Source organism: Streptomyces sp. SAI-127 (assembly GCF_029894425.1).
Lineage (GTDB): Bacteria > Actinomycetota > Actinomycetes > Streptomycetales > Streptomycetaceae > Streptomyces.
Map to the genome: position 1 here is coordinate 2,216,516 of NZ_JARXYJ010000001.1, position 26,158 is coordinate 2,242,673.

The window sequence follows — 26,158 nt, forward strand, 5'->3', positions numbered from 1 at the left end:
GGCCTCACTGGGCTCCGTGACCCTGGGCGAGCGCCTCGACCCGCTGCGCGAGCTCGAAGTCCTTCTCGGTGACGGCGCCGCCCGCGCTGTGCGTGTGCACGGACAGTGCGACCGTGTTGTAGCCGAGGGTGAGGTCGGAGTGGTGGTCGAGCTCCTCCTGGACCTGGGCGATGTGGACGACCATCGCGGCCGCGGCGAAGTGCGTGCCGAGGCGGTACGAGCGGGTGAGGCGGCCGTCGTCGACGGACCAGCCGGGCAGTTCCGCGAGCCGGTCCTCGATCTCCTTCTGCGACAGAGGTTCGACGGGCATGACCTCGCTCCTTCCTGAGAGTCCGGGTGTCTTCAGCGTCCCACAGCTGTGCCTCCGCGGCTCAACGTGGTGCACGGCCCGCCCGTGGGCCCGCTCCTCGGCTACGGTCGTACGTATGACCATCGGCCCCTCCGCTGCAGTCGCCCCCTCCGACCAGGGCGTCGGTCCGCTCCTGCGTGCCTGGCGGGAGCAACGGCGGATCAGCCAGCTGGAGTTGGCGCTGCGGGCGGACTCCAGCGCCCGGCACATCAGCTTCGTCGAGACGGGACGCTCCCGCCCGAGCGAGGAGATGGTGCTGCGGCTCGCCGAGCATCTGGACGTGCCGGTACGGGAGCGCAATGCGCTGCTCCTCGCGGCGGGGTACGCCCCGCGCTTCCCGGAGACCCCGCTGGCCGATCCGTCCCTGGACGCCCTGCGCGAGGGGATCGAGCGGCTGATCCAGGGCTACGAGCCCTACCCCGCTCTGGTCTTCGACGCCGGGTATCACGTCGTGGCCGCGAACCGGGGCATCATGATACTCCTCGACGGCATCCCGGAGTCCCTGCTCCGGCCCCCTCTCAACACCATGCGGCTCACCCTGCACCCCGAGGGTCTCGCCCCGCGCATCCGCAACCTGCGGGAGTGGCGCGGCCATCTGCTGGAGCAGATGCGGCGGCAGATCGCCCTGCGCCGCTCCGAGTCACTGCGGGAGCTGTACGAGGAGGTGGCGGCGTACCCGGTGCCGGTCCCCGAGACCGACGAAGGCCCCGAACAGACGGATCCCGTCCCCTACTTCGCGCTGCCGATGCGGATCGAGCACGAGGGCCGGACACTGTCGTTCATCTCGTCCACGTCCACCTTCAACACGCCCATGGACGTGACGGTCGCCGAGCTGGCCATCGAGACCTTCCTCCCGGCCGACCCGTCGACGGTCAAGTACCTTCACTCACTGCTGCCCTGACGGGGCGCGGGGTGCGGATCCCGGACCGGAGTGCGCCGGCCCGGAACCCGTGCCCACCACGATCCCTGCCGCCCGGCTCCCGGTCGATTACGTGGGAGGTAAGGAAGGATGCGGTCGTGACCGGTGAGACCGGCACGGGAACATGGCACACTGCACGCAAGCTTCGACGCGTAGGGGAGGCGTGGCGTGAGTGAGCGGCGACCTGCGCCGACCGTGGGCCAGGTGGTGCTCGGCAGGCGGCTTCAGGAACTGCGGGAGGCGGCCGGCCTCAAGCGCGAGGAGGCCGCGCAGGTTCTGCGGGTGGCCCCCGCGACCGTGCGGCGCATAGAAATGGCCGAAGTCGCCCTGAAGATCCCGTATGTTCAGGTGCTCCTGGAGACGTACGGCGTCTCCGGGGAGCAGGTCGAGGCCTTCGTCCAGCTGGCCGAGGAGGCGAACAAACCGGGCTGGTGGCAGCGGTTCCACGATGTGCTGCCCGAGTGGTTCAGCCTGTACGTGAGCCTGGAGGGCGCGGCCGGGATCATCCGGTCCTACGAGCCGCACTTCGTGCCCGGACTGCTCCAGACCGAGGACTACGCGCGTGCCGTCATGGAGGCCGGGACCATCGGGCAGGCGGGTCCTGAGGCGCTGGAGCGGCATGTGTCGCTGCGCATGGCCCGGCAGCAACTTCTGGAGCGCCCGAACGCACCCCATCTGTGGGTGATCATGGACGAGACGGTGCTGCGCCGCCCGGTGAGCATCCGCTCCGAGGTGATGCGCGAACAGCTGGACAAACTCCTGGAGTTCGCCGAGCGCGACCGCGTCACGCTCCAGGTGTGCGAGTTCGAGGAGGGCCCGCACCCGGGGACGTACGCGCCCTTCTCGCTGTTCCGCTTCTCCGAGCCGGAGCTGCCCGACCTGGTCTTCACCGAGTACCTGACCGGTGCGCTGTATCTCGACTCCCGCCAGGAGGTCGCGACGCACCTGGAGGTCCTGGACCACATGTCGGCGCGGGCCGCGTCGGCCGAGCGTACGAAGAAGCTGCTGCGGGAGCGGCGCGAGGACTTCTGAGCGGGCAGCACGACCACACGCCAGGCGCACCACGACCACATCCCAGGGGAGAAGACACCGCATGACCGGATCCGACGCACCCAGAATCGACACGAGCCGCCCGCACCCGGCGCGGGTGTACGACTGGTGGCTGGGTGGCAAGGACAACTATCCGGTGGACGAGGCACTGGCCCGCAAGATCCTCGAAGTGGACCCCACCGTGGTGCGCGGGGCGCGTGCCAACCGGCGCTTCATGCACCGCGCGGTGCGGACGGCCGCGGAGGCCGGTGTCCGCCAGTTCCTCGACATCGGAACCGGCATCCCCACCGAGCCGAATCTGCACCAGGTGGCGCAGGAGATCGCCCCGGAGTCGAAGGTCGTGTACGCGGACAACGACCCGATCGTCCTGAGGCACGCGCAGGCCCTGCTGCACAGCAGCCCCGAGGGCACCACGAACTATGTGCACGCGGACGTCCGCGACCCCGACACCATCCTGCGGCCGGCCGCCGAGACCCTGGACTTCTCGGAGCCGGTCGCGCTGTCCCTGGTGGCGCTCACCCACTACCTGAACGACGACGCGTACGGGCTGCTCAAGCGGTACGTCGCCGAGCTCGCCCCGGGCAGTTTCGTGATCCTCTCGCAGGTCACGCCCGATCTGAGCCCCGAGGCCGTCGAGAAGGCCGCCGAGCAGTTCCGCCGCAACGGCACCCCCTTCTTCCCCCGCTCGCTCACCGAGTTCTCCCGCTTCTTCGACGGGCTCGAGCTGCTCGGCCCCGGGGTGATCCCGGTGTCGGGCTGGCGTCCGGGTCCGGAGGACGTGGCGGCCCAGGCGGAGGGCATCGTGCCGGTGTACGCGGGGGTCGCGCGCAAGGTCTGACCCGTACGGGTGCCGTGAACGGGTGCGCTCCCGCGCCCCGCCCTAGGTTCGAAGCAGCCATGGGCAAGCCGAGGGAGCGCACGTGACGGGCACCCGGACACCGCCGCGACCGCGGGACGACGCTGAGGAGGTCTGATGCCCTCGGACGCAGTGCTGTACCAGGCGGCGGCGCTATGCCTGACGTATCCCGACGACGACTTCCGCGCGCGGCTGCCGCTGCTGCGGGAAGCGGCCCCGCAACTGCGGGAGTTCGTCGACCACGCGGCGGTGACGCCCGCGCCGGAACTGGCGGCGCACTACGTCCAGGTCTTCGACTTCGGAAACCGGCACAGTCTGTATCTGAGCTCGTGGCAGGACGGGGACACCCGGCGGCGCGGGACGTCGCCGGCGCGGTTCGAGGACGTCTACCGGGCCGCCGGGCTGGAGTTCACCGGTGAGGAACTGCCGGACTTCCTGCCCTCGGTGCTGGAGTTCGCGGCCCGCACCGGGGACATCGACCTGCTCACCGAGCACCGCGACGGCCTGCACCGACTCCGCTTCCGGCTCACCGACTTCGGCACGCCGTACGCGACGGTACTCGACGCGGTGTGCGCCACACTGCCGACCGCGCAGACGGACGTCTGACGGGACCTCAGGCGGCCCCGCCCTTCTGGTCCTTCTCGTCGTCCACGATCTCCGCGTCGACCACGCCCTCCTCCTCCTGGTGCGGTGCGGCCGGATCGTCCTGCGGGGGCTGTTGCTGGGCCTGGGCGTACATCGCCTGGCCCATCTTCTGGCTGACGGAGGCGAGGTTCTCGACACCGCCCCGGAGGGTGTTCGTGTCGGCGTTCTCCTCCAGGAGCCGCTTCAGTTCCGCGACCGCCGACTCGACTTCCGTCTTCGTGTCGGCGGGGACCTTGTCGCCGTTCTCCCGGACGAACTTCTCGGTCTGGTAGACGAGTTGCTCGGCCTGGTTGCGGGTCTCGGCGGCCTCTCGGCGGTTGCGGTCCTCCTCGGCGTACTGCTCGGCCTCGCGCATCATGCGGTCGATGTCGTCCTTGGGCAGCGCCGATCCGCCCGTGACCGTCATCTTCTGTTCGCGTCCGGTCGCGAGGTCCTTCGCCGAGACGTGCATGATCCCGTTCGCGTCGATGTCGAACGCGACCTCGATCTGGGGGACGCCCCGTGGGGCGGGCGGCAGGCCGGTCAGGTCGAAGACGCCGAGTTTCTTGTTGTACGCGGCGATCTCGCGTTCCCCCTGGTAGACCTGGATGCCGACCGACGGCTGGTTGTCGGTCGCGGTGGTGAAGATCTCCGAACGGCGGGTGGGGATCGTGGTGTTGCGCTCGATGAGCTTCGTCATGATGCCGCCCTTGGTCTCGATCCCCAGGGACAGCGGGGTGACGTCGAGGAGGAGCACGTCCTTGACGTCGCCGCGGATGACGCCCGCCTGGAGCGCCGCGCCGACCGCCACGACCTCGTCCGGGTTGACCCCCTTGTGCGGGTCCTTGCCCGTGAGCTCCTTGACCAGGTCCGTGACCGCGGGCATCCGCGTGGAGCCGCCGACGAGGATCACGTGGTCGATCGCGGCGAGCTTGATGCCGGCGTCCTTGACCGCCTGGTGGAAGGGGGTCTTGCAGCGGTCGAGCAGATCGGCGGTGAGCTCCTGGAACTGGGCGCGGGTCAGCTTCTCGTCGAGGTGCAGGGGCCCCTCGGCGGAGGCGGTGATGTAGGGCAGGTTGATCGTGGTCTCGGAGGACGACGACAGCTCGATCTTGGCCTTCTCGGCCCCCTCGCGCAGCCGTTGCAGCGCCATCTTGTCCTTGCCGAGGTCGACGCCGTACTGCCCCTGGAACTTCTTCACGAGGTGCTCGACGACCCGCTGGTCCCAGTCGTCGCCGCCCAGGTGTGTGTCGCCGTTGGTCGCCTTGACCTCGATGACCCCGTCGCCGATCTCCAGCAGGGACACGTCGAAGGTCCCGCCGCCCAGGTCGAAGACCAAGACCGTCTGCTCCTCGCCCCGGTCCAGGCCGTACGCCAGCGCGGCCGCCGTGGGTTCGTTGATGATCCTCAGGACCTTCAGCCCCGCGATCTCCCCGGCCTCCTTGGTGGCCTGCCGCTGGGAGTCGTCGAAGTAGGCGGGCACCGTGATCACGGCATCGGTGACGTCCTCGCCGAGATAGGACTCGGCGTCCCGCTTCAGCTTCTGCAGCACCCGCGCCGACAGCTCCTGCGCCCGGTACCGGGTGCCGTCGACGGAGCCCTGGTCCGGGAAGCGCCAGCTCCCGTCGCCCATGTGCCGTTTCACGGAGCGCGCGGTGCGCTCGACGTTGGTCACGGCCTGCCGCTTGGCGACCTCGCCCACCAGCACCTCGCCGTTCTTCGCGAAGGCCACGACCGACGGTGTGGTCCTGGCTCCCTCCGCGTTGGCGACGACCGTGGGTTCACCGCCCTCCAGCACGGCGACCACCGAGTTCGTGGTCCCGAGATCGATTCCTACCGCTCGTGCCATCGCTGTCCCCTTCCGCCAGGGTTTCCGACAGGGAGCCGTCCCGCACTCCAGCACAAAACTTGAGTGCGCTCTTGTCAATGGCGCGGGTGGCCCTGCTCAGTGGGACGAGTACCCCGGCGGGCGCTCCTCGTGCGGTTCCTCGCGCAGCGCGACGGCCCGTCGCGGCCGGTCGGTGATCAGGACGTCGACGCGTGGATGGCCGAGAAACGCCCGCATCAGGGTGTCGTCGTTGACCGTCCAGACCATGGTGAACAGGTCGTGCCGGGCCGCCGCGCGCAGCACGTTGGCGCGGGCCAGCCGCTGGTGCACGGCCACCCCGCTCGCGCCGCAGGCGCGCACCCGGCGCATCGGCAGCAGCTCGCTGAGCCGGGTGCCGGCAAGGCGGGCCCGGGCGATCTCCCTGCGGTCGCGCCCCAGCGACAGCGCGGTGCGCACGCGCGGGAAGGCCCCTGCGATGGCCGCGACGGAACGGTCCTCCAGGGTCGTGGCGACGAAGCCGTCCGCGCCGAGCAGGGCGACCGCCCGGTCGATCAGCTCGCGCTCGTAGCCGCTCTCCTTCAGGTCCAGGTGCCCGACCAGCTTCCCCGCGATCAGGGACATCACCTCGTCGGCGACCGGCACGCGACGACCGGACCGTTCGCTGAGCTCGGCGTGGGTGATCTCGCTGAGAAGCGGTCCGGTGCGCCCGGCCCGGGGGTCGTGGTGGACGACGAAGACCCCGTCCGCCGTGCGCCGGATGTCGAACTCGACGTACTCCGCCCCGGACCGGATCGCGTCCTCGTAGGCCTCCCAGGTCGCGGCGCCGGCACGCTCGGATCCGCCCCGGTGGGCGGAGACGGCGGGACGTCGTGGCATACGGCTCTCAGCTTCCGGACGGTGGACGCGACGGCGACCGCGGGGCGGGCACCGGGGCGGCGGTCGGGGTCGCCAGCAGCGCGCCGGAGCGCCTGCTGACCCGCCTGAGCAGGAGGTATCCGATCACGGCGAGAGCGATGAAGGGAAGCCAGGCCAGCAGGTAGGCCGGGAGGTAGTGGGCGTCGAAGACGGACCGCCGGCTGTCCACGTTCGAGGCGTTGGCCCCGAAGAACGCCAGCAGCAGCGTCGGCGGCAGGGCGATGCCGGTGGCCACCGCGACGAGCGCCGACACCGTACGGTCCCTGCGGTCGTCGCGCTCGGCGAGCTGGGCCTCCAGAGCGGCCGAGCGGGCGCTGATCACCGAGGTCAGCCGCTCGACCATCCTGGCGGAGTTGTCCAGGCTGTCGGGGATGCCGAGGGCGTCGCGCAGCGAGGACTGGAAGGCCTCCATGACCATCTCGGGGATCAGCAGGCTGTCGACGTACGCCTCGACGCCGAAGGCCAGGTCCAGCTGGAGTTCGTTCACCCCGTCGGAGAGAGTGGAGATCAGCCTGCGGATCTCGTACGGCGACTCGGCCGCGGCCTGTTCGTTGGCGCGCATGGTCTCGAAGGCGGCCAGCCGGGTGCGCTGGAGGACGGCGAGGGCGGAGACCACGCCGACGGCGACCAGGATCAGGCCGTTCTCCACGTGCCCGGCCCAGCCGGCGTGGACGGAGACCCCGCGGCCGTGCGCGGAGAGCGTGCGGCCGTTCCTGTGGAGGTGGGGCGGCTCCGACGTGGACAGCCGGCCGCGGTACACGATCTCGTTGAGCAGGGTGGGCAGGCGGGTCTCGTCGGGGCCCAGCAGGTCGTTCTCCAAGTCGCCACCGGGAAAGACCAGTTGGTGGACGTTCTGGCCGAAGGCGAGCGGCTCCCGCGGGGCGAGCCGGCCGCTCAGCGAGTCGAGCAGGGCGTTGGTGCCGAGCGTGATCCGGTCCCGGTCGAAGCAGGTGTCGGCGAGCCATGCCGCGAGGGCGGCTGGAGGCGTCTGTCCGGCGAATCCGCAGTCCAGGGCCAGGGTGATGTCCCCGCGCGGGGTGGCGAGGACGGCGAGCTCGACGGAGGCGAGGTCGAGTCCGTGGCCGCCGTGCGGCAGGCGCAGCTCCGAGGGGGCCACGTCCTCGACGAGCACCGGCACGGGCAGCACCGCCTCGCTGGACTTCAGGTGCAGGGCGAAGCGGCCGAAGTCGAATCTGTCGACGAGGCTGCCCAGCGAGGGCCGCCCCGGGTCCAGGCGGCCGGTGAGGCTGAACAGCACGACGACACGGGTGAGTTCACGGGTGCCGGAGTCGAGTGCCGGCATGCCGCCGGCGGTTCCCACGATCATCGCGTTGCCTCCCGCGCCACCGAACCGATTCCCGAACCGCGCCGCGCGCAGACCGCCCCGGACGGGCGGCCTGCGCGTCCTGGTGCCCTCGGGTTCAGGCGAGCTTCGCGTCCAGTGTGATCGGTACGGCCTTCAGGGCCTGGCTGACCGGGCAGTTGACCTTGGCCTGCTCGGCGGCGGCCACGAAACCCTCCTCGTCGAGACCCGGCACGGTGCCCTCGACGGTGAGGTGGATGCCGGTGATGCCCTCGCCCGGCTGGAAGGTGACATCGGCGGAGGTGATGAGCTTGGTGGGCGGGGTGCCCGCCCCGGCGAGGGCGTGCGAGAACGCCATGGAGAAGCAGCTGGAGTGGGCGGCCGCGATCAGCTCCTCGGGGCTGGTCTTGCCGTTCGCCTCCTGGGTGCGGGCAGCCCACGTCACCGGCTGCTCGTCGATGGCACCGGAGGAATCGAAGGTGACGACACCGTTGCCCTCGAGGAGGTTGCCTTCCCAGACGGTGTGTGCGGAGCGCGTGGTAGCCACGGTCAGTCCTTTCGTGTGGTCCCGCTGACGGGGGTGTACGGGAACCATCCGATCACACTACGGCTCAGCTCACGCGGAAGACCGGCCCCCTTGCGGTGAACGGCAGCCTGGCCCCCTGCGGGATCAGATAGGCGTGCTCACGCCGGACGCGGAGCACATCGCACCAGCCGTCGGTGACTACCAGCACGGGCGCGCTCGTGGGGAAGTCGTCGGCGCGGTGCAGCAGGTCGATGCCGGGCTGCAGCACGGTGCCGCCGCGGCCGTGCACCCGGACCCGCTCGGCGATCTCGGTGACGGGCAGATAGCCGGCGTCGTGCGGGGCCGCGTCGCAGAACACGACCCGGGCGGCCGGTACGTCCCGGGCCTCGGCGTACGAGGCGATCGCGCCGAGTGCCTTGCCGAGCAGGGTGCGGTTCATCGACCCGGAGGTGTCCAGGACCACGCCGAAGGTGCAGCGGGCGATCTCCTCGGGCGGGAAGTACCGGCCGGCGCGCGGGATGTCGGGGGTGGAGGACTGACGGCGCGAGGGACGGGCGTAGGACCGCACGGGCTGTGGGCTGGGCACGAACTCGTCGAACCAGCGGGCGAGTTGCGCGTCCCAGGGCAGCGGCGGATGGCTGAGCGCGCGGATCTCCTCGACCAGGCCGCCGGGCAGGAACCCGCGCTCCTGCCGCTGGTGCAGGTCGAGACCCTGGGCGAGGCCACGGCGGTAGAACTCGTCGAGGTCGACGTAGTCGCGGGGCGAGCCGAGCGGGCCGCCGAGGATGTCGCCTGCGCCCTTGCCGCGGAGGGTGGCCAGCCGGCGCATGCGGCGCAGGTCGCCCGCGATGCGGTCGTAGACCTCCTCGGAGGAGAGGCCGGCGAGCGCGGGGTCGTACAGAAGGCCCTCGGGCATGGTGCCGACGCGCATCTCGTTGAGCCAGCCGTTGATGACGTAGTCGCAGGCGATGTTGAAGAGGTAGGGGTCGCGGGTGCCGCAGCGGTCGCCGTGGCGCAGGGCGGCGTGCAGCATCTCGTGGGCGAGGATGAACCGCCATTCCTCGTCGTCGAAGCGGCGCATCGGGTTGATGTAGATCTCGCCGGCCTCGGCGTTGACCGCGGCGATGGCGATGCCGTGGGCGCGGGCGAGTTCGGCGTCGGCGACCAGCTTGATGCCGGCCGCGATGCCGCCGAGCAGCGGGTAGGAGGAGATGAACCAGCTCAGGGCCTGCTGCCAGGGGCGCAGCGTGGGCGCCTCGCCGTCGAGGGAGTCGCGGCGGCCGCCCGCCATGTCCATCGCCGCGGACACGGTCCGGGTCAGGGCGGTGGCGAACGCCAGCTGCCAGTCGGGCGGCTGGGACCAGCCCGCCCACCTGAGCAGCAGCTGGTCGGGCTCGGGGCCCGCCGTACCGCAGTGTTCGTAGACGGCCGGGATGCCGTCGCGCCGCCAGCGGGCGGCGAGTTGCTCCTCGTCGCCGTCGGGGTAGGAGGCGGGCAGGTGCTCGGGGGCCCTGCCGACGGGGAAGCCGAGCAGGAAGCGGTTGACGACGAGACAGCGGGCGGCGAGGTCGAAGCGGTCGGGCTGGGTGCGTTCGCTCTTCACCGCCGGGACATGCCCGAAGCCGAGGTGCAGGACGGCGTGGGCGAGCGCCCAGGCCCAGGCGGTGGGCTCGGCGAGCCGGTCGGGGTGGGCGTGGAGATGGCCGTCGGAGTCGACGACCACGAGCCCGTTCCGCGGCGCGAACCCGCACTCCTGCCGGCGGCAGACGTCGTACTCGACCGCCGCGAGGGCGGGGTTGGCCCGCATCAGCTTCATTCCCTCGGCGAACGCCTCGCCCGCGAGGTCCCGCTTCTTCTTCTTTTCGGGGCTTCGGTTCACCGCCGCGCCTCCACCAGGCGGGGCATGTCACGGGCCGCCTCGACGAGGAACCAGGAGGGCAGTACCGGGTTGCCGTCGGCGTCGGAGGCGATGACTGTCTGGGCGACCTCGACGGAGATCTCGGCGAGCTGGACGAGCAGCGACTTGGCGCGGTACGCGGTCTGGCGGCCGTTCGCCGACATGTGCTCCTTGCTGACCGGGAGTTCCTTGATCAGGCGGCCGCGGAAGGACTCGGCGAGGTAGTAGAGCAGGTCGCGGTCCTCCAGGCGGTTCGGCCAGGGTGCGTCGCCCTTGATGATCGCCTCGATACCGAACCGGCTGCGCACGATCTTGACGTAGCCGCAGAACGCGGTGGCGTGCCTGGGCGTCAGCGTGCCGTGCGCGAGGACCTTCAGGGTCTCCTCGTCGAGGTCCCGGCCGAAGGAGTGCAGCGCGTCGGAGAGCATGTGCCAGGAGCGGGGCGTGGAGAAGGGCTCCTCGGTCTTCGGCGGCTTGGACCACAGGTGGTCGGGCCGGTCGGTGAGGTGGTCGAGGATCCAGGGGTGGATGCCGTTCTCGGCGGCCCAGACCAGCCAGTCCTTCGCGGACGCCTCCAGGTGGACGTGGGTGAGACGGTTGACGAGGGCGGAGGCGATGGGCCGGGCGAGGGCGTTGTCGGTGGCCCGGTTTCCGGCACCGATGACGATGGAGCCCTTGGGGAGTTCGTAGTCCCCGATACGGCGGTCCAGGATCAGCGAGTAGAACGCCTTCTGCACATCCGGCGTGGCCGCGTTCAGCTCGTCGAGGAACAGACAGTACGGCTCGTCGCGCGCGATGGATTCCGGCGGACAGAACACCGACCGCCCGTCCCGGATCTGGGGCACCCCGATGAGGTCCTCGGGAGCGAGCTGCGTACCGATCAGGCTCACGCACTCCAGCCCCAGCGAGGCGGCGAACTCCCTGACGAGGGACGACTTGCCGATGCCGGGGGCACCCCAGACGAAGACGGGCCGCACGGTGGCGAGGCCGAGGAGAAGCTCGGGGATACGGGAGGGCGAAACGGTGACGGCAGCCTGCAAAGCGGTGGCTCCAGGGAGTGTTCGAGAAAAGGGGCAACTCGAACAGTGTCCGCGCCGGGCCGAAGAGGCGCAGCCGATTTTCTCAGGCCGAAGGTCTACGCGGCCTTCTCCTCCGCCCTCCCCAACGGCACTTGAGGACCTCCCGCTTCGTCGAGCCACCCCCGCAGCACGTCGTGCACCCGCTCCGCCCCGGCAAGCCCCTCGGGCGGCGCGGACAGGGCGAGCGGCGACAACAGGAACGGCTTGGCCTGCGCACCCCCCAGCCCGCCGTGCGACCCGATCTGCTCCTCGAAGGCGAGCACCTCCCCCTCCGCGGGGTCGTACCAGGAGTTGACCATGATGTCGGCGGTGTGCGGAAAGGAGTGGGTCCGGCGCACGACATCGGCCGCCCCGGGCCCGAAGTCGGCCAACGGCCCCGGATTCTCGTCCAGTTGCTCCAGCGGGATCTCCGTACCGAACGGCCCCAGCACCACCCCACCGTGCTCCTCGCTGCGCACCAGGAGGAAGCCGACACCAGGATGATTGGCGAGCGTGGTCAGCAGAGCCGGGTGCCTCGCGTCCATCTCCTCCTTGCTCATCCGGTGATGCACGTCCGGGAAGGAGACCAGCCCGAGGTTGCCGGAGGCCAGCACGATCGGCTCGGAGCCGCGCACGGGCCGGTACTGCTCACGCGCCTCCTTGCCCGGCCTGCGCAGCGCGGCACGGACGGCGGCGCGGGCCTCGGCCCCGCTGTGGGTGCGCTCGGCCTTGCGCGACACGGGCAGCCCGCAGCCGGCCCGGACCAGGTCGCCGAGGGTGAGCCCGTAGCGGGTGCGGAAGGTCTCGCCGGGGCTCTGGCCGTGGTCGGAGAGGACGACGATCCGGTACGGGCGCGGGGCGTGCTCGGCGACGTTCTCGATCAGCGCGAGCGAGCGGTCCAGGCGCTCCAGGACCTTCGCGGCGTCACGGCTCGTCGGCCCGGAGTGGTGGGCGACCTCGTCGTAGGCGACGAGGTCGGCGTAGACGGCCGTACGCCCGGCGAGCATGTCGCCCATGACGGCGGCGACCACGACATCGCGTTCCACGACAGTCGCGAAGGCGCGGACGAGCGGGTACAGGCCTCCGCGGCCCACCCGGGGGCGCTCCTTGCGTATCCGCGCGCGGGTCGACTGGCCGATCTCGCGGCCGACCTCGGCGAAGAACGACATGGCGGTGCGGACGGCGTTGGCGGGGTCGGAGAAGTAGGCGAAGTAGCCGGCCCGGGAGCGGGTCTCGCGGCTGCGGCGGCGGGTGGCGATGGACAGGACGAGGGCCTGTTCCTCGGCGCCGCCGGAGAAGAGGTTGCCGCGGCTCGCGCCGTCGACGGCCAGCAGTCCGCCGTGTCCCGCCTGTGCCACGGCCCGCTGCTGGAGTTCGACGGCGCTGGTCGGGCGGTTGCAGACCATCACCTCGCCGCGGTCCTTCTCGTACCAGCGGAAGGCGGGGACGTCGTGGTTGCTGCCGTGCAGGATGCCGAGCTGGCTGGCACCGGTCTGGCTGGACCAGTCGGTGCGCCAGGGGGTGAGCCGGTGGGTGGGGCGTGCGCCGCGGCCGGAGTGGTCGCCGTGGCCCAGCCACCGGGCGATCGTCGGCATCAGTCCGTTGCGGACCGCGGCCAGCAGGACGTCGTGGCCCACTCCGTCGAGCTGGAGGAAGACCGCGCCGGGGGTGGCCGGACCCACGGGGCCGCCTCTGCGGCGGCGGTCGGCGAGACGGTACAGGCGGCGCCGGTAGGCGTCGTCGTCGCGCACCGCGAGGGCACCACCGGTGGCGGAGGCGACCGCGGACATCACGGCGGCCACCACGACCGCGGTCTCCGGGGCGGCGTCGCCGCGTTCGGCGGGGTTCAGGCGCAGGGCGAGCAGCAGCAGCGCCCCGTTGAGGAAGAAGACGAGGAGCCCGAGCACCAGGGTCGGCACGAGCAGGAACAGCCGTACGAGCAGCGGCCACACGACGGCCGACAGCACACCGAAGGCACCGGCGCCGAACGCCGCCGTGACCGCGATCCGGGTCGCGCTGTCACCGGTCGGGGACTGGAGCCGGAAGTCCGGCAGGATGCCCGCCAGCACCAGCATCGTCAGGGTGGAGACGACCCATACCGTGACGCTCCGCCCGACCTGACTGGCCACCCGCCGCCAACGCCCTGCACGCACGCCCCGTACACCTCACGTCCCGGCCCGTCGTCGGTGCGGGCGCTGGGACCAGCGTGTCATACGGGTGGCTAACGGCCGTCGTATCCCGCCGTCGGCATCGACAGCCTGCGATGCACCCTGGCCTTCATCTGGGCGTCGTAGAGGGGCTCCGCGAAGCCCACCGTCTCGACCCGTACCCCGCGGCGGGCGCACTCGGCGGTGAACTCGTCCACGGAGGACAGGGCGCTCTCCAGGACCCTGCGGCTCGGGGCCACGAAGAGATCCCGCCCCGCCCGCACCCCGTCCCACAGCACGCAGTGGTCGGCCCTGAGCCCCCGCACCAGCAGCTCCCGCCGCACGGTGTACCCCCGCTCCGCGGCCCAGCGCGCACACATCGCGTGCTGGCTGCGGGAGTCCACCAGGAAGGGGTCGGCGTCCAGCTCCTCCAGCGGCGTCAGACTCGCGATCGCCGTGACATGAACCGCTCCCATGGTGTCCCCCTCACCTCCGGGTTTCGCCGCCGACCCTACTCCAGCCCGTAGGCTTCGGGGAGTCGCGCGAAGGAGGCAAAGAGGTGCCGGTGGAGATCACCTGGTGGGGCCACGCCACCTGCACGGTGACGGATTCGGACGTACGTGTGCTCACCGACCCTCTGTTCGCCCGCCGTCTCGCCCATCTGCGCCGGCGCCGCGGTGCGGTACCGCCGCCCGGCGCCCGGCGTGCGGACGTGGCCCTCGTCTCCCATCTGCACGCCGACCACCTGCACGTTCCCTCGCTGACACGGCTGGAGCCGGGCACGCGCCTGCTCGTGCCCCGGGGCGCACCACGGCAGGTGCCGGGGCTGCGCCGGCTCACCCACCTCCGGGTGGACGAGGTGGCGCCCGGCGACGAGCGCCGCGTCGGCGACCTCCTGATACGCGTGGTCCCGGCCTGGCACGACGGGCGCCGGCTGCCGGTCGGGCCGCACCGCTCCCCCGCGCTCGGTTACGTCGTCGAGGGCTCGGCGCGGACGTACTTCGCCGGGGACACCGGGCTGTTCGACGACATGGCCAAGGAGGTCGGGCCGGTCGACGTGGCGTTGCTGCCGGTCGGCGGGTGGGGGCCGTATCTCGGGGAGGGGCACCTCGACGCCGGGCGCGCGGCCCAGGCCCTGGCCCGGCTGGCGCCGCGCAGTGCGGTGCCGGTGCACTACGGAACGTACTGGCCGATCGGGATGGACGCGGTGCGGCCGCATGAATTCCATGCGCCGGGCGCGGAGTTCGTGCGGCTCGCGGCGGAGTTCGCGCCGGGCGTGGATGTGCACCGGTTGGAGCACGGGGAGAGCGTGCGGCTGGAGGTTGCGCGGTGATATGGCTCGCGGCCGCCACCACGGGGGCGACGCCTGGGGCCGCCGGACAGGCGATCGGATACCCGACGTTGTTCCTGCTGGTGTTCCTGGGGGCCTTGGTACCGGTGGTGCCGACGGGGGCGCTGGTGAGTTCGGCGGCCGTCGTGGCGTTTCATCAGACGGCGCCTCTTTCTCTGCTGTTCGTGTTCGTCACGGCCTCCTCCGCCGCTTTTCTCGGGGACATCGCCCTGTACTGGCTGGGGCGGCGGGGGATGAAGTCGAAGAACGGGTCGCGGTGGCTGGAGGCCATCCGGTCCCGGGCGCCGGAGGAGCGGCTCTCCCAGGCGCAGGGGAAGCTGGCCGACCACGGGGTGGCCGTCCTCGTCCTTTCCCGGCTGGTGCCGGCGGGGCGGATTCCGGTGATGCTGGCCTGCCTCATGGCCGAGTGGCCCTTGCGTCGGTTCGTCCGGGGGAATCTGCCGGCTTGTCTGGCCTGGGCCGTGACGTATCAGCTGATCGGGATTCTGGGTGGGTCGCTGTTCCCGGAGCCCTGGCAGGGTGTGGTGGCGGCGGTCGCGCTGACCGTGGCGATCAGCGTGGCGCCGACGGTGTGGAAGCGGGTGCGCTCCTAGGGGCGTTCAGAGGTGTGCTCATGAGGTGCTCCTAGGGGTGCTCCAGCACCCGTGAGCCTCCGATCGGCAGGTCCCACAGGTCCTCGCGTGCCAGGCCCGCCTTCTCCCACGCCTGCCTGACCCTCGTCAGCGGTTCCAGCACCGGTTCCGCCGACAGCACGAACGTCGCCCAGTGCATGGGGGCCATGCGGCGGGCGCCCAGGTCCTGGGCCGCTCGCACCGCCTCCTCCGGGTCGCAGTGCACGTCGCTGAGCCACCAGCGGGGGTCGTAGGCGCCGATGGGCAGCAGGGCGAGGTCGATGCCGGGATAGCGGTGGCCGATACGGGAGAACCAGTGGCCGTAGCCCGTGTCGCCCGCGAAGTAGACGCGCTGCCCGTCCTGCGCGGTGAGGACCCAGCCGCCCCAGAGGGTGCGACAGGTGTCCGTGAGGGAGCGCTTGGACCAGTGGTGGGCGGGGACGAAGTCGAAGCGGACGCCGTTCAGTTCGGCCGCCTCCCACCAGTCCAGTTCGGTCACCGCGGTGAAGCGGCGGCGGTGGAACCAGCGGGCCAGGCCGGCCGGGACGAAGACCGGGGTGTCGCGCGGGAGGCGGCGCAGGGTCGGGGCGTCCAGGTGGTCGTAGTGGTTGTGGCTGATGACGACCGCGTCGATGCGCGGCAGGGCGTCCCAGTCGATGCCGACCGGGGTGATGCGGGCCGGGGTGCCGAGGATGCGGCGGGACCAGACCGGGTCGGTGAGGACGGTCAGGCCGCCGATCAGCACCACCCAACTGGCGTGTCCCGCCCAGGAGACGGCGACCGTGCGGGCGTCGACGGCGGGGACCGGTGCGGGCGCGTAGGGCAGTTTCGGGATGTCGGCGAGGCCCTCGGGTCCGGGGCGTACGGCGCCCTCGCGGGCGAAGCGGGCCATGGCCTTCAGGCCGGGCAGCGGTGCGGTCAGACGGTCGTGGAAGGACCGCGGCCACGCTCTTTGCTCCCCCAGCGGGCGGGGCTCGGCGAGCGGCGGGGACAGGGGCGCGAAGGAGGGGGCCGGGGGCTCGTCGGCCACTCGGGTGCTGGTGGTCGACTCGGACTGCTGCGTCATCGAGGAGGCTCCCATCGCTGAGCGTCGTCGCGGAGGTCGTCGAAGACCGACTCCAGGGTGATCAACGCGCGTTGCACGTGTGGCAGTTCCAACGGTGCGGGTGACGTGAGGCATTCCGCGCGTTCCTCGTCGGAACCGCCGAGCAGGGGGCCGGTGGACAGCCGTACGCGCAGCGCGCCGAGGTCGTCGCCGAAGCGGTGGCCGCCGGGTGCGGGCATGCCGAGCCGGGCGGTGAGGAAGTCCTCCAGGTCCTGGGCGTCTCCGACGCCGTGCGCGGTGAGCGCGGGGCGCAGGGGGCCGAGGTCGACGTAGAGGTGGCGGCCGGCCCGCGGGGGCCGGGACAGGGCGCCCGCTCCGACGACGACGGCGTGCGCCGCGGCGGCCACACGCGCGTGGAGGTGTCCTACGGCGGCGCGGTGGGCGGTGACCGGTTCGGGCTCGGTGAGGGCGTGGGCGGCGGCCGCGGCGACGGGGGCGGCGATGCGGGCGCCGAGGGCGGTCAGGACGTCCAGCACGCGCGCGTGGAGGCCGTCGCCGTCGCCGTTCGCCGGGAAGCGGGCGAAGGCGGCCGGCCAGCCGGTCGGGAGCAGGCTGCCGGCCAGGTCGGTGACGACGGTGACCCGGTCGGGCAGCATCTCGGCAGGGCTGAGCAGGACCGTCTCGTGCGGGGCGTGCACGGTGTCGCGCCAGGTCTCGTCACTGACCAGGTGCAGGCCCTCACCCGCGGCGGCCTCGATGGTCTCGTGCAGCACCTCGGGCGGGGCGACGGTGGCGGTGGGGTCGTCGGCGACGGACAGCACCAGCAGCCGGGGGTCACCGCCCTCGGCACGCACACGGCGCACGGTCTCCAGAAGGGCGTACGGATCCGGGACACCGCCGCACTCGGCCGGTGTCGCCACGTGGAAGACGGGTCTTCCCAACAGCCGTGCGTACGGCGCCCACCAGGCGGCGCAGGGACGGGGCACCAGGACGTCGCCGCCGAGCGCGGCGGTCAGGGCGAGCAGCAGGGAGGGGGCGCCGGGGGCGGCGGCCACGTGGTCGGGTTCGGCGGGCAGACCGCGCCGGGCCGCGTAGTCGCAGGCGGCCTCCAGGAGCGGGGCGCCACCGCCGACCGGTTCGGCGCGGCGGCGGCCCGCCGCGGCGGCGAGGACGGCGGTGAGTTCGGGCAGTACGGGCAGTCCGTCGTCGGGCAGCGGAGGGCCGTAGCGGACGGGGCCGTGGCCCTCCGGGTCGGTCCGCATGGTCACCTCCGTAAGGCGCTGTCCGGTGGCTCGTCCTGGTCCGCCGTCTCGTGTTCTCGCGCCTGGCGCGCTCCTCGCGATCTGAGTACCCACGGTGCCGCCCGGCCATGGGCACCCGTGCGGGTTGCGCCCGTCACACGGGCCTGACGTTTCGTCTCAGGCGTCCGCCGCGGGTGACTTGCGGCGCAGCCGGTAGACGGCGCCCGCGGCGGCACCCGCGATCAGCAGGGCGCCGGCGGCCAGAGCGGGCACGGAGTCGGTGAAGCTGCCGCCCTGACCGGCGCGGACCGGGCTCTGGATGACCGCGGTGCCGCAGCTCTCGGTGCGCGGCTCGGTGCGGGGCTCGGGGTACGGCGGCTCGGTGTGCGGCTCGGTGCACGGGTGGTGGCTGCTGCCGGTTGCGGGGCCGCGGGTGACGGTGAAGGTGGCGCTCCAGGCCTGGCCCGGTGCGCGGTCCGCCGTCGGGCAGGTGCCGTCGACGGTCCACGCGGAGTCCGGGCCGACGCCGCCGGCACCTTCCTGGAGTTCCTGGTCGGCGGAGACGCGCGCGGTGCCGCTGTAGGCGGGGCCGGAGACCTTGTCGTCGTTGCCGGGCACCAGCTGCAGCCGGACGGTCTGCGTCTCGAAGGCCTCCGAGGTGGCGTCGAGGGTGGCGGGCGGCGTCCCAGTACCGGGATCGCAGGAGACGGACACGGTGACGCTGCCGCCCGGCTGGACACTGCTCGGGCTGACCTCCGCGGCCGGTTCCGCGAAGGCGCTCGGCGGGGCGACGCCCAGGGCGATCCCGAGCGCGGGGAGGACGACGGACAGGGCCCGGAGACGGGCGGTGCGGCGCATGGGGTGGACTCCTTCGGCCGACGGCTGCGGGGCCCGTCGTCGGGCGTCGGGGGGACGACGACTGGACGGTGACGGCGGACCGAGGGCACGACGGTCGCACCCACAGCCATCACAGCCCGGCCCTCCCCCTCCCGCGCGCGGCCGGAGGCCATTGGCGGGACGGGGAGGGCCGAGTGGGTGACGTCGGCGCCGGGGCGTCGGGGCGTTCCTTCAGAGGGTCCCGTCAGGCGGCGGCGTCCCGCATGATCTGCTCACGCAGCCGTCCGCAGCAGCGGCTGATCAGGCGGGACACGTGCATCTGGGAGATGCCCAGCTGCTCGGCGATCCGGCTCTGGGTCATGTCGCCGAAGAAACGCATGTAGAGGATGGCGCGCTCCCGCTCGGGCAGCGCGGCCAGCCGGGGCCTGACGGACTCGCGGTCGACGACCGTGTCCAGTGCGGGGTCGGACGAGCCGAGGGCGTCGGCGAGCGAGTAGCCGTCCTCGCTGCCGGGCAGTTCGGCGTCGAGGGAGAGGGCGGTGAAGCTCTCCAGGGCCTCGAGGCCCACCAGGACGTCCTCCTCGCTCATGTTCGCGTGCGCGGCGATCTCGGCGACGGTGGGCCTGCGCCCCGGGATGGTCTGGGCGAGGTCCTGGGAGGCGAAGCGGACGCGGTTGCGCAGGTCCTGGACCCGGCGCGGCACGTGCAGGGTCCACATGTGGTCGCGGAAGTGCCGCTTGATCTCGCCGGTGATGGTGGGGACGGCGTAGCTCTCGAAGGCGTTGCCGCGCGCGGGGTCGTAGCGGTCGACGGCCTTGACGAGGCCGAGGGCCGCGACCTGGCGCAGGTCCTCGAAGCTCTCACCGCGGCTGCGGAAGCGGCCGGCGAGCCGGTCGGCCATGGGCAGCCATGCCTCGACGATCTGTCCGCGCAGGGTGTCGCGCTCGGGTCCCGGGGGGAGATCGGCGAGCCTGCGGAAGGAGTCGGCGGTGTCGGGTGCGTCGTCGTGCGGGTGGTGCTTCGCGCTCACTGAAGTGGGCATGTGCGTCGCAACTCCCTAGATGATGCTCTGGGTTGGACGGTCGGCGGGGAGCGCGTCCGCGTTCGGACAGGCGCGGCCGTCGCGGCCGGGCGCCGCTCCCCCACACGTGCCTCCGGTCCGAAGCACTGTGACGCGCCTGCCCCCGGCCACCGGCGGCAAACCCGGGACAGGTTTTCCGGAGCGGCGCAGGGTGACTCGTAAGGCTGCTGCCTGTGCCATCTATGTCGGGAGGCCAGCCCATGAGCACCAAGGTGTCCGATCACATCCTCGAGCGGCTCCGCGAATGGGGTGTGGACCATGTCTTCGGCTATCCGGGCGACGGCATCAACGGCCTGCTGGCGGCCTGGGGCCGGGCCGACAACCAGCCACGGTTCGTGCAGTCCCGGCACGAGGAGATGTCCGCGTTCGAGGCGGTCGGTTACGCCAAGTTCAGCGGGCGTATCGGAGTGTGCGCGGCAACCTCGGGACCCGGCGCGATCCACCTGCTCAACGGTCTGTACGACGCCAAGCTGGACCATGTGCCGGTGCTGGCGATCGTCGGCCAGACGCACCGCACCGCGATGGGCGGTTCGTACCAGCAGGAGGTGGACCTGCACACCCTGTTCAAGGACGTCGCCTCGGAGTTCGTGGAGACGGTGACGGTCCCCGAGCAGCTGCCCAACGTCCTGGACCGGGCGATCCGCACCGCGTACGCCCGCCGTTGTCCCACGGCGATCATCATCCCCGGGGACGTGCAGGAGCTCGACTACTCGGCGCCCACCCACGAGTTCAAGATGGTGCCGTCCAGCCTGGACCGCAGCGACTGGACGGCGGTTCCGTCCCAGGAGTCCCTGGAGCGGGCCGCGGAGATCCTCAACTCCGGTGACAAGCCCGCGATCCTGATCGGTCAGGGCGCGGCCGGGGCACGGGCCGAGGTGGAGCGGATCGCCGAGCTGCTCGGCGCGGGCGTCGCCAAGGCGCTGCTCGGCAAGGACGCGCTGAGCGACGAACTCCCGTACGTCACCGGCTCGATCGGCCTGCTGGGCACGCGACCGTCGTACGAACTCATGCGGGACTGCGACACCCTGCTGACCATCGGCTCGTCGTTCCCCTACACGCAGTTCCTGCCGGACTTCGGCAAGGCGCGGGGCGTGCAGATCGACATCGACCCGCACATGGTCGGGATGCGCTATCCGTACGAGGTGAACCTCGTCGGCGACGCGAAGGCGACGCTGCAGCGGCTGATCCCGATGCTGGACGTGGAGCGCGGCGGGCGCGAGTGGTACGACACGGTGTGCGACAACGTCACGCGCTGGCGTGAGGTGATGGAGCGGCGGGCGCAGCAGTCGGCCGACCCGATCAACCCGGAGTACGTGGCCCGCGCCCTGGACCCGCTGCTGCCCGACAACGCGATCGTCACCTCGGACTCCGGTTCCACCGCCAACTGGTACGCCCGGCACCTGACCATGCGTCCCGGCATGCGTTCGTCGCTGTCCGGCACGCTGGCGACGATGGGCCCCGGAGTGCCGTACGCGATCGGCGCGAAGTTCGCGCACCCGGACCGGCCGGCGATCGCGCTGGTCGGGGACGGGGCGATGCAGATGAACGGCATGGCCGAGTTGATCACCGCGGCCAAGTACCGGGAGCTGTGGGAGGATCCGCGGCTGATCGTCGCCATCTGGAACAACCACGACCTCAACCAGGTCACCTGGGAGATGCGGGCCATGGAGGGCGCCCCGTCCTTCCTGCCCTCGCAGCAGCTCCCGGACGTCCAGTACGCCGCGTTCGCCCGCTCCCTCGGTCTGACCGGGATCCGGGTGGAGAAGCCGGAGGACGTGGAGGCGGCCTGGCGGGCCGGTCTCGAGGCGGACGGGCCCGCGGTCCTGGAGTTCCTCACCGACCCGGCCGTACCGCCCATCCCGCCGCACGCGACCTGGGAGCAGATGGAGGCCACGGCCTCGTCGATCCTCAAGGGTGACGCGGACCGGGCGTCCATGGTGAAGCAGGGCTTCAAGGCGAAGGTGCAGGAGTTCCTGCCGGGGCGGGAGAAGAAGTAGCCACCGGGAGGGCGGCCGGTTCGCGCCGGTCGTCCTTCCGCTCCGAAAGCATCAGCTCCTCGTACCGGCCGAGCGCGAGCACGACGCCGAGCATGAGGATCGGTATGAGCGCGGCGAGGACCACCATCGCCATGTCCTTCCCAAGGGCGGTGCGCGGGGGGTCCGGGCCGGGTCTCCCGGCTTCGGTCCGGCAAACCCTGTGTCGGCCTCCGGTGCACGGGTACGCGGTGCGGACCCCGAAGATCTGGAGGGAGACATGCAGCGAGGCAGCGACCGGCTGAGTCGCCATCGTGACGACGAGATGAAGCACGAACTCCAGGGTCTGCTCCGCTCCGGGCATCCCACCCGGAGTGAGGAGTGGAACGACCCGGAGCCGACGGCCGACGACGATCCGCAGGTCTGGGGCGGACCCGTGGCGCCGGGCAGCGGCGGGGCGTCACTGGAGTCCGTCCGACTGGAGCTGGCCCGGCTCCTGGGCCGCAGCTCGTTCCCGGCCACTTCCGTGGAGCTGGGGCGGGTGCTGCGCCGCAAGAACGCCCCCGACACCCTCGTGGAGGCGGTGGAGGCACTGCCACGCAAGGAGAACTACGCCAACGTCCAGGAGCTCGCTCGGGCCCTCACCCGGACGGAGGGCACCCCGTGACGGCGGAGCTCGTGAGGGACGTGATGACGCCCGGTGTGGTGGCCGTCCGCCCGGACGCCTCGCTGGTCGAGGCGGCGCGGCTGATGCGCGCGCAGGACATCGGCGATGTCGTGGTGGCCGACGGTCAGCACGTGGTGGGGCTGCTCACCGACCGGGACATCACGGTCCGGGCCGTCGCCGACGGCGTCGACCCGCTGACGGTGAGTGCCCAGTCGGTGTGCACGCCGGATCCGCTGACCGTCGGCCCCGGCGATCCGGTGACGCAGGCGGTCGCGCTGATGCGCGCACATGCCGTACGGCGGCTGCCGGTCATCGAGGACGGGCTGCCCGTCGGCATGGTGAGCCTCGGCGACATCGCCGAGGGCCGGGACCCGGGGTCGGCGCTCGCCGACATCAGCCGTGCTGATCCGGACGACGGGGCCCGCCTGTGAGCCGGGGCCAGGCCGCGGAGATCAGTGCCACCGGTGCCACGGTCGACGTCGGGGACGTGACCACCCGGTATCTCCTCTACGGGCTGCTGCCCGGCTGGTTCGTGCCGGGGCTCGCCGACTGGGTGATGCGCCGGCGCACCCGCATCGAGGACACCGCGGGGACCAAGGAGTCCCTGATCCTCCCCCACTGCCCGAAAGGGCGTGGGGGGACCCCCACCCTGATGATGGCCCAGGTCGGTCTGCCCATCGCGTTCACCCTGCGCTACGAGGTCAATCCGCTGCTGCTGAGCGTGCAGCTGGGCGGGGCGGCCGTGCACGAGGCGACCGCCCTGTGGGACGTGAAGACGGCCGTCGACAGCGACCGCGAGGTCAGGCCGGTCGAGCAGCACATCCACAGCTTCCTGGAGTCGCTGCCGTTCGCCGCGCTCGCGTCGCTGATGTGCCTGCACTCCGACCAGGTGAGGTCGCTGCTGCGCGGCGGGCGCGGAGACCCGGACGCGTGGCGGCTCGTGCCGCGCAGGCGGCCGCTGTCACCGGGCTATCTCGCCGGCATCGGCGCCGCGATCGGCGCGTGTGTGCTGCTGCGGTACGGCGAGGAGCTGCTGCGCTGTGCGCGCGCTTCCCGAGCGAGGAAAAAGCTTTCCAGGACCAGGAAAGGACGTTGAACCATCATGCGTATCGCGTTTCTGACCGCACCCGAGGGCGTCGAGCAGATCGAGCTCACCGATCCGTGGCAGGCGGCGGTGAACGCGGGACACGAGCCCGTGCTCGTGTCGACCGAGCCCGGCAAGATCCAGGCGTTCAACCATCTCGACAAGGCGGACACCTTCCCCGTGCAGGAGGTCGTGGGCGAGACGTCCGCGGACTCCTTCGGCGGGCTGGTGCTGCCCGGTGGGGTGGCCAACCCGGACTTCCTGCGGATGGACGAGAAGGCCGTGGCGTTCGTACGGGACTTCTTCACCCAGGGGCGCCCGGTGGCCGCGATCTGCCACGCGCCGTGGACGCTCGTCGAGGCGGACGTCGTACGGGGCCGGGTGCTCACCTCCTGGCCGAGTCTTGAGACGGACATCCGCAACGCGGGCGGCACCTGGGTGGACGAGCAGGTGAAGGTCTGCGACCACGGGAACAACAAGCTGGTCACCAGCCGCAAGCCGGACGACCTCAAGGCGTTCTGCGAGACGTTCCTGGACGTGTTCGCGAAGGAGGCCGCCTAGTGGACTCCGCAGACCGCAAACAGCGTCAGCGCGAAGGTTTTCACGCCGACGACCCGACGGCCGGGCCGCTCACCACCGACCAGGGCGTCGAGGTCGACCACACCGACGACTCGCTCGCCACCGGTGAGCGCGGTCCGACGCTCATGGAGGACTTCCACTTCCCGGAGAAGCTCACCCATTTCGACCACGAGCGGATCCCGGTGGGGGTCCCCCCACGCCTTTAGGGCAGTGGGGGAGGGTGGTGCACGCGCGGGGCGCGGGCGCGTACGGCTACTTCGAACCGTACGAGTCCTGCGCGGAGTTCACCCGGGCCGCCTTCCTCCAGGACCCGGCGGTCCGCACACCCGTCTTCGTCCGGTTCTCGACCGTGCAGGGACCCAAGGGTTCCGCGGACACCGTGCGGGACGTGCGGGGCTTCGCCACCAAGTTCTACACGTCGGAAGGCAATTACGACCTCGTCGGGAACAACTTCCCGGTCTTCTTCATCCAGGACGGCATCAAGTTCCCGGACTTCGTGCACGCGGTGAAGCCGGAGCCGCACAACGACATCCCCACCGGCGCCTCGGCGCACGACACCCTGTGGGACTTCGTGTCGCTCCAGCCGGAGACCCTGCACGCGATCATGTGGCTGATGTCGGACCGGGCGATCCCGCGCAGCTACCGCATGATGCAGGGCTTCGGCGTGCACACCTTCCGGTTCGTGAACGCGGAGGGCAAGGGCACCTTCGTGAAGTTCCACTGGAAGCCGAGGCTGGGCGCGCACTCGCTGGTGTGGGACGAGGCGCAGGAGTGCCAGGGCCGTGACCCGGACTTCAACCGGCGCGACCTGTGGGACGCCATCGAGGCCGGCGAGTACCCGGAGTGGGAGCTCGGCGTGCAACTGGTGCCGGAGGAGGACGAGTTCGCGTTCGACTTCGATCTGCTCGACGCCACGAAGCTCATCCCGGAGGAGCAGGTGCCCGTCCGGCCGATCGGCCGGATGGTGCTCGACCGCAACCCGGAGAACTTCTTCGCCGAGACCGAGCAGGTCGCCTTCCACACCGCCAATGTCGTGCCCGGTATCGACTTCACCAACGACCCGCTGCTCCAGGCCCGCAACTTCTCCTACCTGGACACCCAGTTGATCCGGCTGGGCGGGCCGAACTTCTCGCAGCTGCCGGTGAACCGGCCGGTGGCGCCGGTGCGCAACAACCAGCGTGACGGCTACCACCAGAGCGCGATCCACCGGGGTACGAACTACTTCCCGAACTCGCTCGGCGGCGGCTGCCCGGCCCACGCCGGTGTCGACGGGCACGCCTTCACGCTCCCCCACAGCCTGAACGGCGCGGGGGACCCCCATCCGCGGAACGCGTGGACGGGCACAAGATCCGGCGGCGCAGCCCGAGTTTCCAGGACCACTACAGCCAGCCCGCGCTGTTCTGGAACAGCATGGCCGACTGGGAGAAGCAGCACATCGTCGAGGCGTTCCGGTTCGAGCTCGGCAAGGTCAGCGCCCGGACCGTGCGGGCCCGTACGGTCGAGCACCTCGCGAAGGTGGACGGCGGGCTGGCGACGCAGGTGGCGCGCGGTGTCGGGGTACCGGAGCCCACCGCGGGCGAGACGGCGGACAAGCTCTCCTCCCCCGCTCTCAGCCTGGAGTCGCTGCGCGGCGACGGCTCCATCCGCACCCGGCAGGTCGCGGTCCTGGTCAGCGACGGGATCGACGCCGAGCAGGTGACCTCGGTGCGGGAGCGGCTGGCAGCTGAGGGCGCGATCGTGGAGGCACTGGCTCCGACGGACGGCGAGGTGCGGGGCTCCGACGGCGAGCTGTACACCGTGGACCGCGCGCTGCCCACCGTCGCGTCAGTGCTGTACGACGCCGTCCTGCTGCCCGGCGGTCCCGTGGGCACCCCGCCGACGGCCGCCGACCAGGACGTCATGCGTTTCGTGCGGGACGCCTACCGGCACGGCAAGCCGGTCGGCGCGCTCGGCTCGGGCGTCGGGATCCTGTCGTCGCTGGAGCCGGAGGGACTGCGGCTGTCCACCGAGTTCCACCGCGTGGAGGCCGACCAGGGCGTGGTGACGGAGACGTCCCCGGGGCCGGCGGGCGAGGAGTTCCTGGACGCGTTCGTGGCCGCGATCGCGGCACACCGGCACTGGGACCGGCTGCCGACGCGCCACTGAGTCTGCGGGCACGTCGCCGGTGGCCTGCTGATCACGTGATCGGCAGGTCGCCGTCGGCTGTCCGCGCAGGTC

24 protein-coding genes and 1 pseudogene are annotated in these 26,158 nt (G+C 71.7%); 12 read left to right on the top strand and 13 right to left on the bottom strand.

What is annotated here, in order from left to right; all coding sequences use genetic code 11:
• Window positions 1-4 precede the first annotated feature (4 nt).
• A complete protein-coding gene (locus M2157_RS10410) occupies window positions 5-310 on the bottom strand; it encodes a 4a-hydroxytetrahydrobiopterin dehydratase (RefSeq protein WP_280861533.1) in 306 nt (101 codons plus the stop codon).
• A gap of 115 nt (window positions 311-425) precedes the next feature.
• Here M2157_RS10410 and M2157_RS10415 point away from each other — a divergent pair, with 115 nt between their 5' ends.
• The 4 genes from M2157_RS10415 to narJ all read left to right on the top strand — a co-directional run bounded on the left by M2157_RS10415 (window position 426) and on the right by narJ (window position 3,780).
• The gene (locus M2157_RS10415; RefSeq protein ID WP_280865088.1) at window positions 426-1,250 is read left to right on the top strand and encodes a helix-turn-helix transcriptional regulator; all 825 of its coding nucleotides are present in this window, start codon (window positions 426-428) and stop codon (window positions 1,248-1,250) included.
• A 186-nt stretch (window positions 1,251-1,436) separates the two neighbouring features.
• Window positions 1,437-2,300 (top strand): helix-turn-helix transcriptional regulator, encoded by an 864-nt coding sequence (locus M2157_RS10420; protein ID WP_280861535.1) that lies wholly within the window; start codon window positions 1,437-1,439, stop codon window positions 2,298-2,300.
• A gap of 61 nt (window positions 2,301-2,361) precedes the next feature.
• The gene (locus M2157_RS10425) at window positions 2,362-3,156 is read left to right on the top strand and encodes an SAM-dependent methyltransferase (RefSeq protein WP_280865089.1); all 795 of its coding nucleotides are present in this window, start codon (window positions 2,362-2,364) and stop codon (window positions 3,154-3,156) included.
• A gap of 135 nt (window positions 3,157-3,291) precedes the next feature.
• Window positions 3,292-3,780 (top strand): nitrate reductase molybdenum cofactor assembly chaperone, encoded by a 489-nt coding sequence (narJ, locus tag M2157_RS10430; RefSeq protein WP_280865090.1) that lies wholly within the window; start codon window positions 3,292-3,294, stop codon window positions 3,778-3,780.
• Window positions 3,781-3,787: 7 nt separating this feature from the next.
• Here the strand turns inward: narJ and dnaK are convergent, their stop codons facing one another.
• From dnaK to M2157_RS10470, 8 genes are all read right to left on the bottom strand, one after another.
• Complete coding sequence (dnaK, locus tag M2157_RS10435) at window positions 3,788-5,647, bottom strand: molecular chaperone DnaK (RefSeq protein WP_280865091.1); 1,860 nt, start codon at window positions 5,645-5,647, stop codon at window positions 3,788-3,790.
• Between the two features lie 96 nt (window positions 5,648-5,743).
• Window positions 5,744-6,502 (bottom strand): glycerophosphodiester phosphodiesterase family protein, encoded by a 759-nt coding sequence (locus M2157_RS10440; protein ID WP_280865092.1) that lies wholly within the window; start codon window positions 6,500-6,502, stop codon window positions 5,744-5,746.
• A 7-nt stretch (window positions 6,503-6,509) separates the two neighbouring features.
• Window positions 6,510-7,868, bottom strand: a complete 1,359-nt coding sequence (locus M2157_RS10445) for a hypothetical protein (RefSeq protein WP_280865093.1) — start codon at window positions 7,866-7,868, stop codon at window positions 6,510-6,512.
• 94 nt (window positions 7,869-7,962) lie between these two features.
• On the bottom strand, window positions 7,963-8,391 hold the full coding sequence (locus M2157_RS10450; protein WP_280861541.1) for an OsmC family protein: 429 nt from the start codon (window positions 8,389-8,391) through the stop codon (window positions 7,963-7,965).
• 64 nt (window positions 8,392-8,455) lie between these two features.
• Window positions 8,456-10,249 (bottom strand): hypothetical protein, encoded by a 1,794-nt coding sequence (locus M2157_RS10455; RefSeq protein ID WP_280865094.1) that lies wholly within the window; start codon window positions 10,247-10,249, stop codon window positions 8,456-8,458.
• Window positions 10,246-11,307, bottom strand: coding sequence for a MoxR family ATPase (locus tag M2157_RS10460; RefSeq protein WP_280865096.1), 1,062 nt, complete (start codon window positions 11,305-11,307; stop codon window positions 10,246-10,248). Before M2157_RS10460 ends, M2157_RS10455 begins: the two co-directional genes overlap by 4 nt.
• 95 nt (window positions 11,308-11,402) lie before the next feature.
• Complete coding sequence (locus M2157_RS10465; protein WP_280865097.1) at window positions 11,403-13,478, bottom strand: phage holin family protein; 2,076 nt, start codon at window positions 13,476-13,478, stop codon at window positions 11,403-11,405.
• Window positions 13,479-13,546: 68 nt separating this feature from the next.
• On the bottom strand, window positions 13,547-13,948 hold the full coding sequence (locus tag M2157_RS10470) for a hypothetical protein (RefSeq protein ID WP_057608211.1): 402 nt from the start codon (window positions 13,946-13,948) through the stop codon (window positions 13,547-13,549).
• A gap of 83 nt (window positions 13,949-14,031) precedes the next feature.
• Between M2157_RS10470 and M2157_RS10475 the strand changes: the two genes are divergently transcribed.
• Window positions 14,032-14,805, top strand: coding sequence for an MBL fold metallo-hydrolase (locus M2157_RS10475; protein ID WP_280861545.1), 774 nt, complete (start codon window positions 14,032-14,034; stop codon window positions 14,803-14,805).
• Complete coding sequence (locus tag M2157_RS10480; protein ID WP_280865098.1) at window positions 14,802-15,416, top strand: VTT domain-containing protein; 615 nt, start codon at window positions 14,802-14,804, stop codon at window positions 15,414-15,416. The genes M2157_RS10475 and M2157_RS10480 overlap by 4 nt, the downstream gene beginning before the upstream one ends.
• A gap of 31 nt (window positions 15,417-15,447) precedes the next feature.
• On the opposite strand, the gene M2157_RS10485 is transcribed toward M2157_RS10480, so the two are convergent.
• From M2157_RS10485 to M2157_RS10500, 4 genes are all read right to left on the bottom strand, one after another.
• On the bottom strand, window positions 15,448-16,500 hold the full coding sequence (locus M2157_RS10485) for an MBL fold metallo-hydrolase (protein ID WP_280865099.1): 1,053 nt from the start codon (window positions 16,498-16,500) through the stop codon (window positions 15,448-15,450).
• On the bottom strand, window positions 16,497-17,741 hold the full coding sequence (locus M2157_RS10490; protein WP_280865100.1) for an aminotransferase class I/II-fold pyridoxal phosphate-dependent enzyme: 1,245 nt from the start codon (window positions 17,739-17,741) through the stop codon (window positions 16,497-16,499). The genes M2157_RS10485 and M2157_RS10490 overlap by 4 nt, the downstream gene beginning before the upstream one ends.
• Window positions 17,742-17,897: 156 nt before the next feature.
• On the bottom strand, window positions 17,898-18,578 hold the full coding sequence (locus M2157_RS10495) for a hypothetical protein (RefSeq protein WP_280861549.1): 681 nt from the start codon (window positions 18,576-18,578) through the stop codon (window positions 17,898-17,900).
• A gap of 223 nt (window positions 18,579-18,801) precedes the next feature.
• Entirely contained in the window at window positions 18,802-19,599 is a 798-nt protein-coding gene (locus M2157_RS10500) for an RNA polymerase sigma factor SigF (RefSeq protein ID WP_280861550.1), read from the bottom strand.
• 239 nt (window positions 19,600-19,838) lie between these two features.
• On the opposite strand from M2157_RS10500, the gene M2157_RS10505 reads away from it, so the two are divergent.
• From M2157_RS10505 to M2157_RS10530, 6 genes and pseudogenes are all read left to right on the top strand, one after another.
• Complete coding sequence (locus M2157_RS10505) at window positions 19,839-21,635, top strand: thiamine pyrophosphate-requiring protein (protein WP_280865101.1); 1,797 nt, start codon at window positions 19,839-19,841, stop codon at window positions 21,633-21,635.
• 256 nt (window positions 21,636-21,891) lie between these two features.
• A complete protein-coding gene (locus M2157_RS10510; protein ID WP_280861552.1) occupies window positions 21,892-22,278 on the top strand; it encodes a DUF2795 domain-containing protein in 387 nt (128 codons plus the stop codon).
• Complete coding sequence (locus M2157_RS10515) at window positions 22,275-22,709, top strand: CBS domain-containing protein (protein ID WP_280861553.1); 435 nt, start codon at window positions 22,275-22,277, stop codon at window positions 22,707-22,709. Before M2157_RS10510 ends, M2157_RS10515 begins: the two co-directional genes overlap by 4 nt.
• The gene (locus M2157_RS10520) at window positions 22,706-23,374 is read left to right on the top strand and encodes a diguanylate cyclase (RefSeq protein WP_280865102.1); all 669 of its coding nucleotides are present in this window, start codon (window positions 22,706-22,708) and stop codon (window positions 23,372-23,374) included. Before M2157_RS10515 ends, M2157_RS10520 begins: the two co-directional genes overlap by 4 nt.
• Before the next feature lie 6 nt (window positions 23,375-23,380).
• Window positions 23,381-23,923 (top strand): type 1 glutamine amidotransferase domain-containing protein, encoded by a 543-nt coding sequence (locus M2157_RS10525; RefSeq protein WP_266510040.1) that lies wholly within the window; start codon window positions 23,381-23,383, stop codon window positions 23,921-23,923.
• Window positions 23,881-26,086, top strand: a pseudogene (locus M2157_RS10530) (catalase). The gene M2157_RS10525 and the pseudogene M2157_RS10530 overlap by 43 nt, the downstream one beginning before the upstream one ends.
• The last annotated feature ends 72 nt before the right edge of the window (window positions 26,087-26,158 follow it).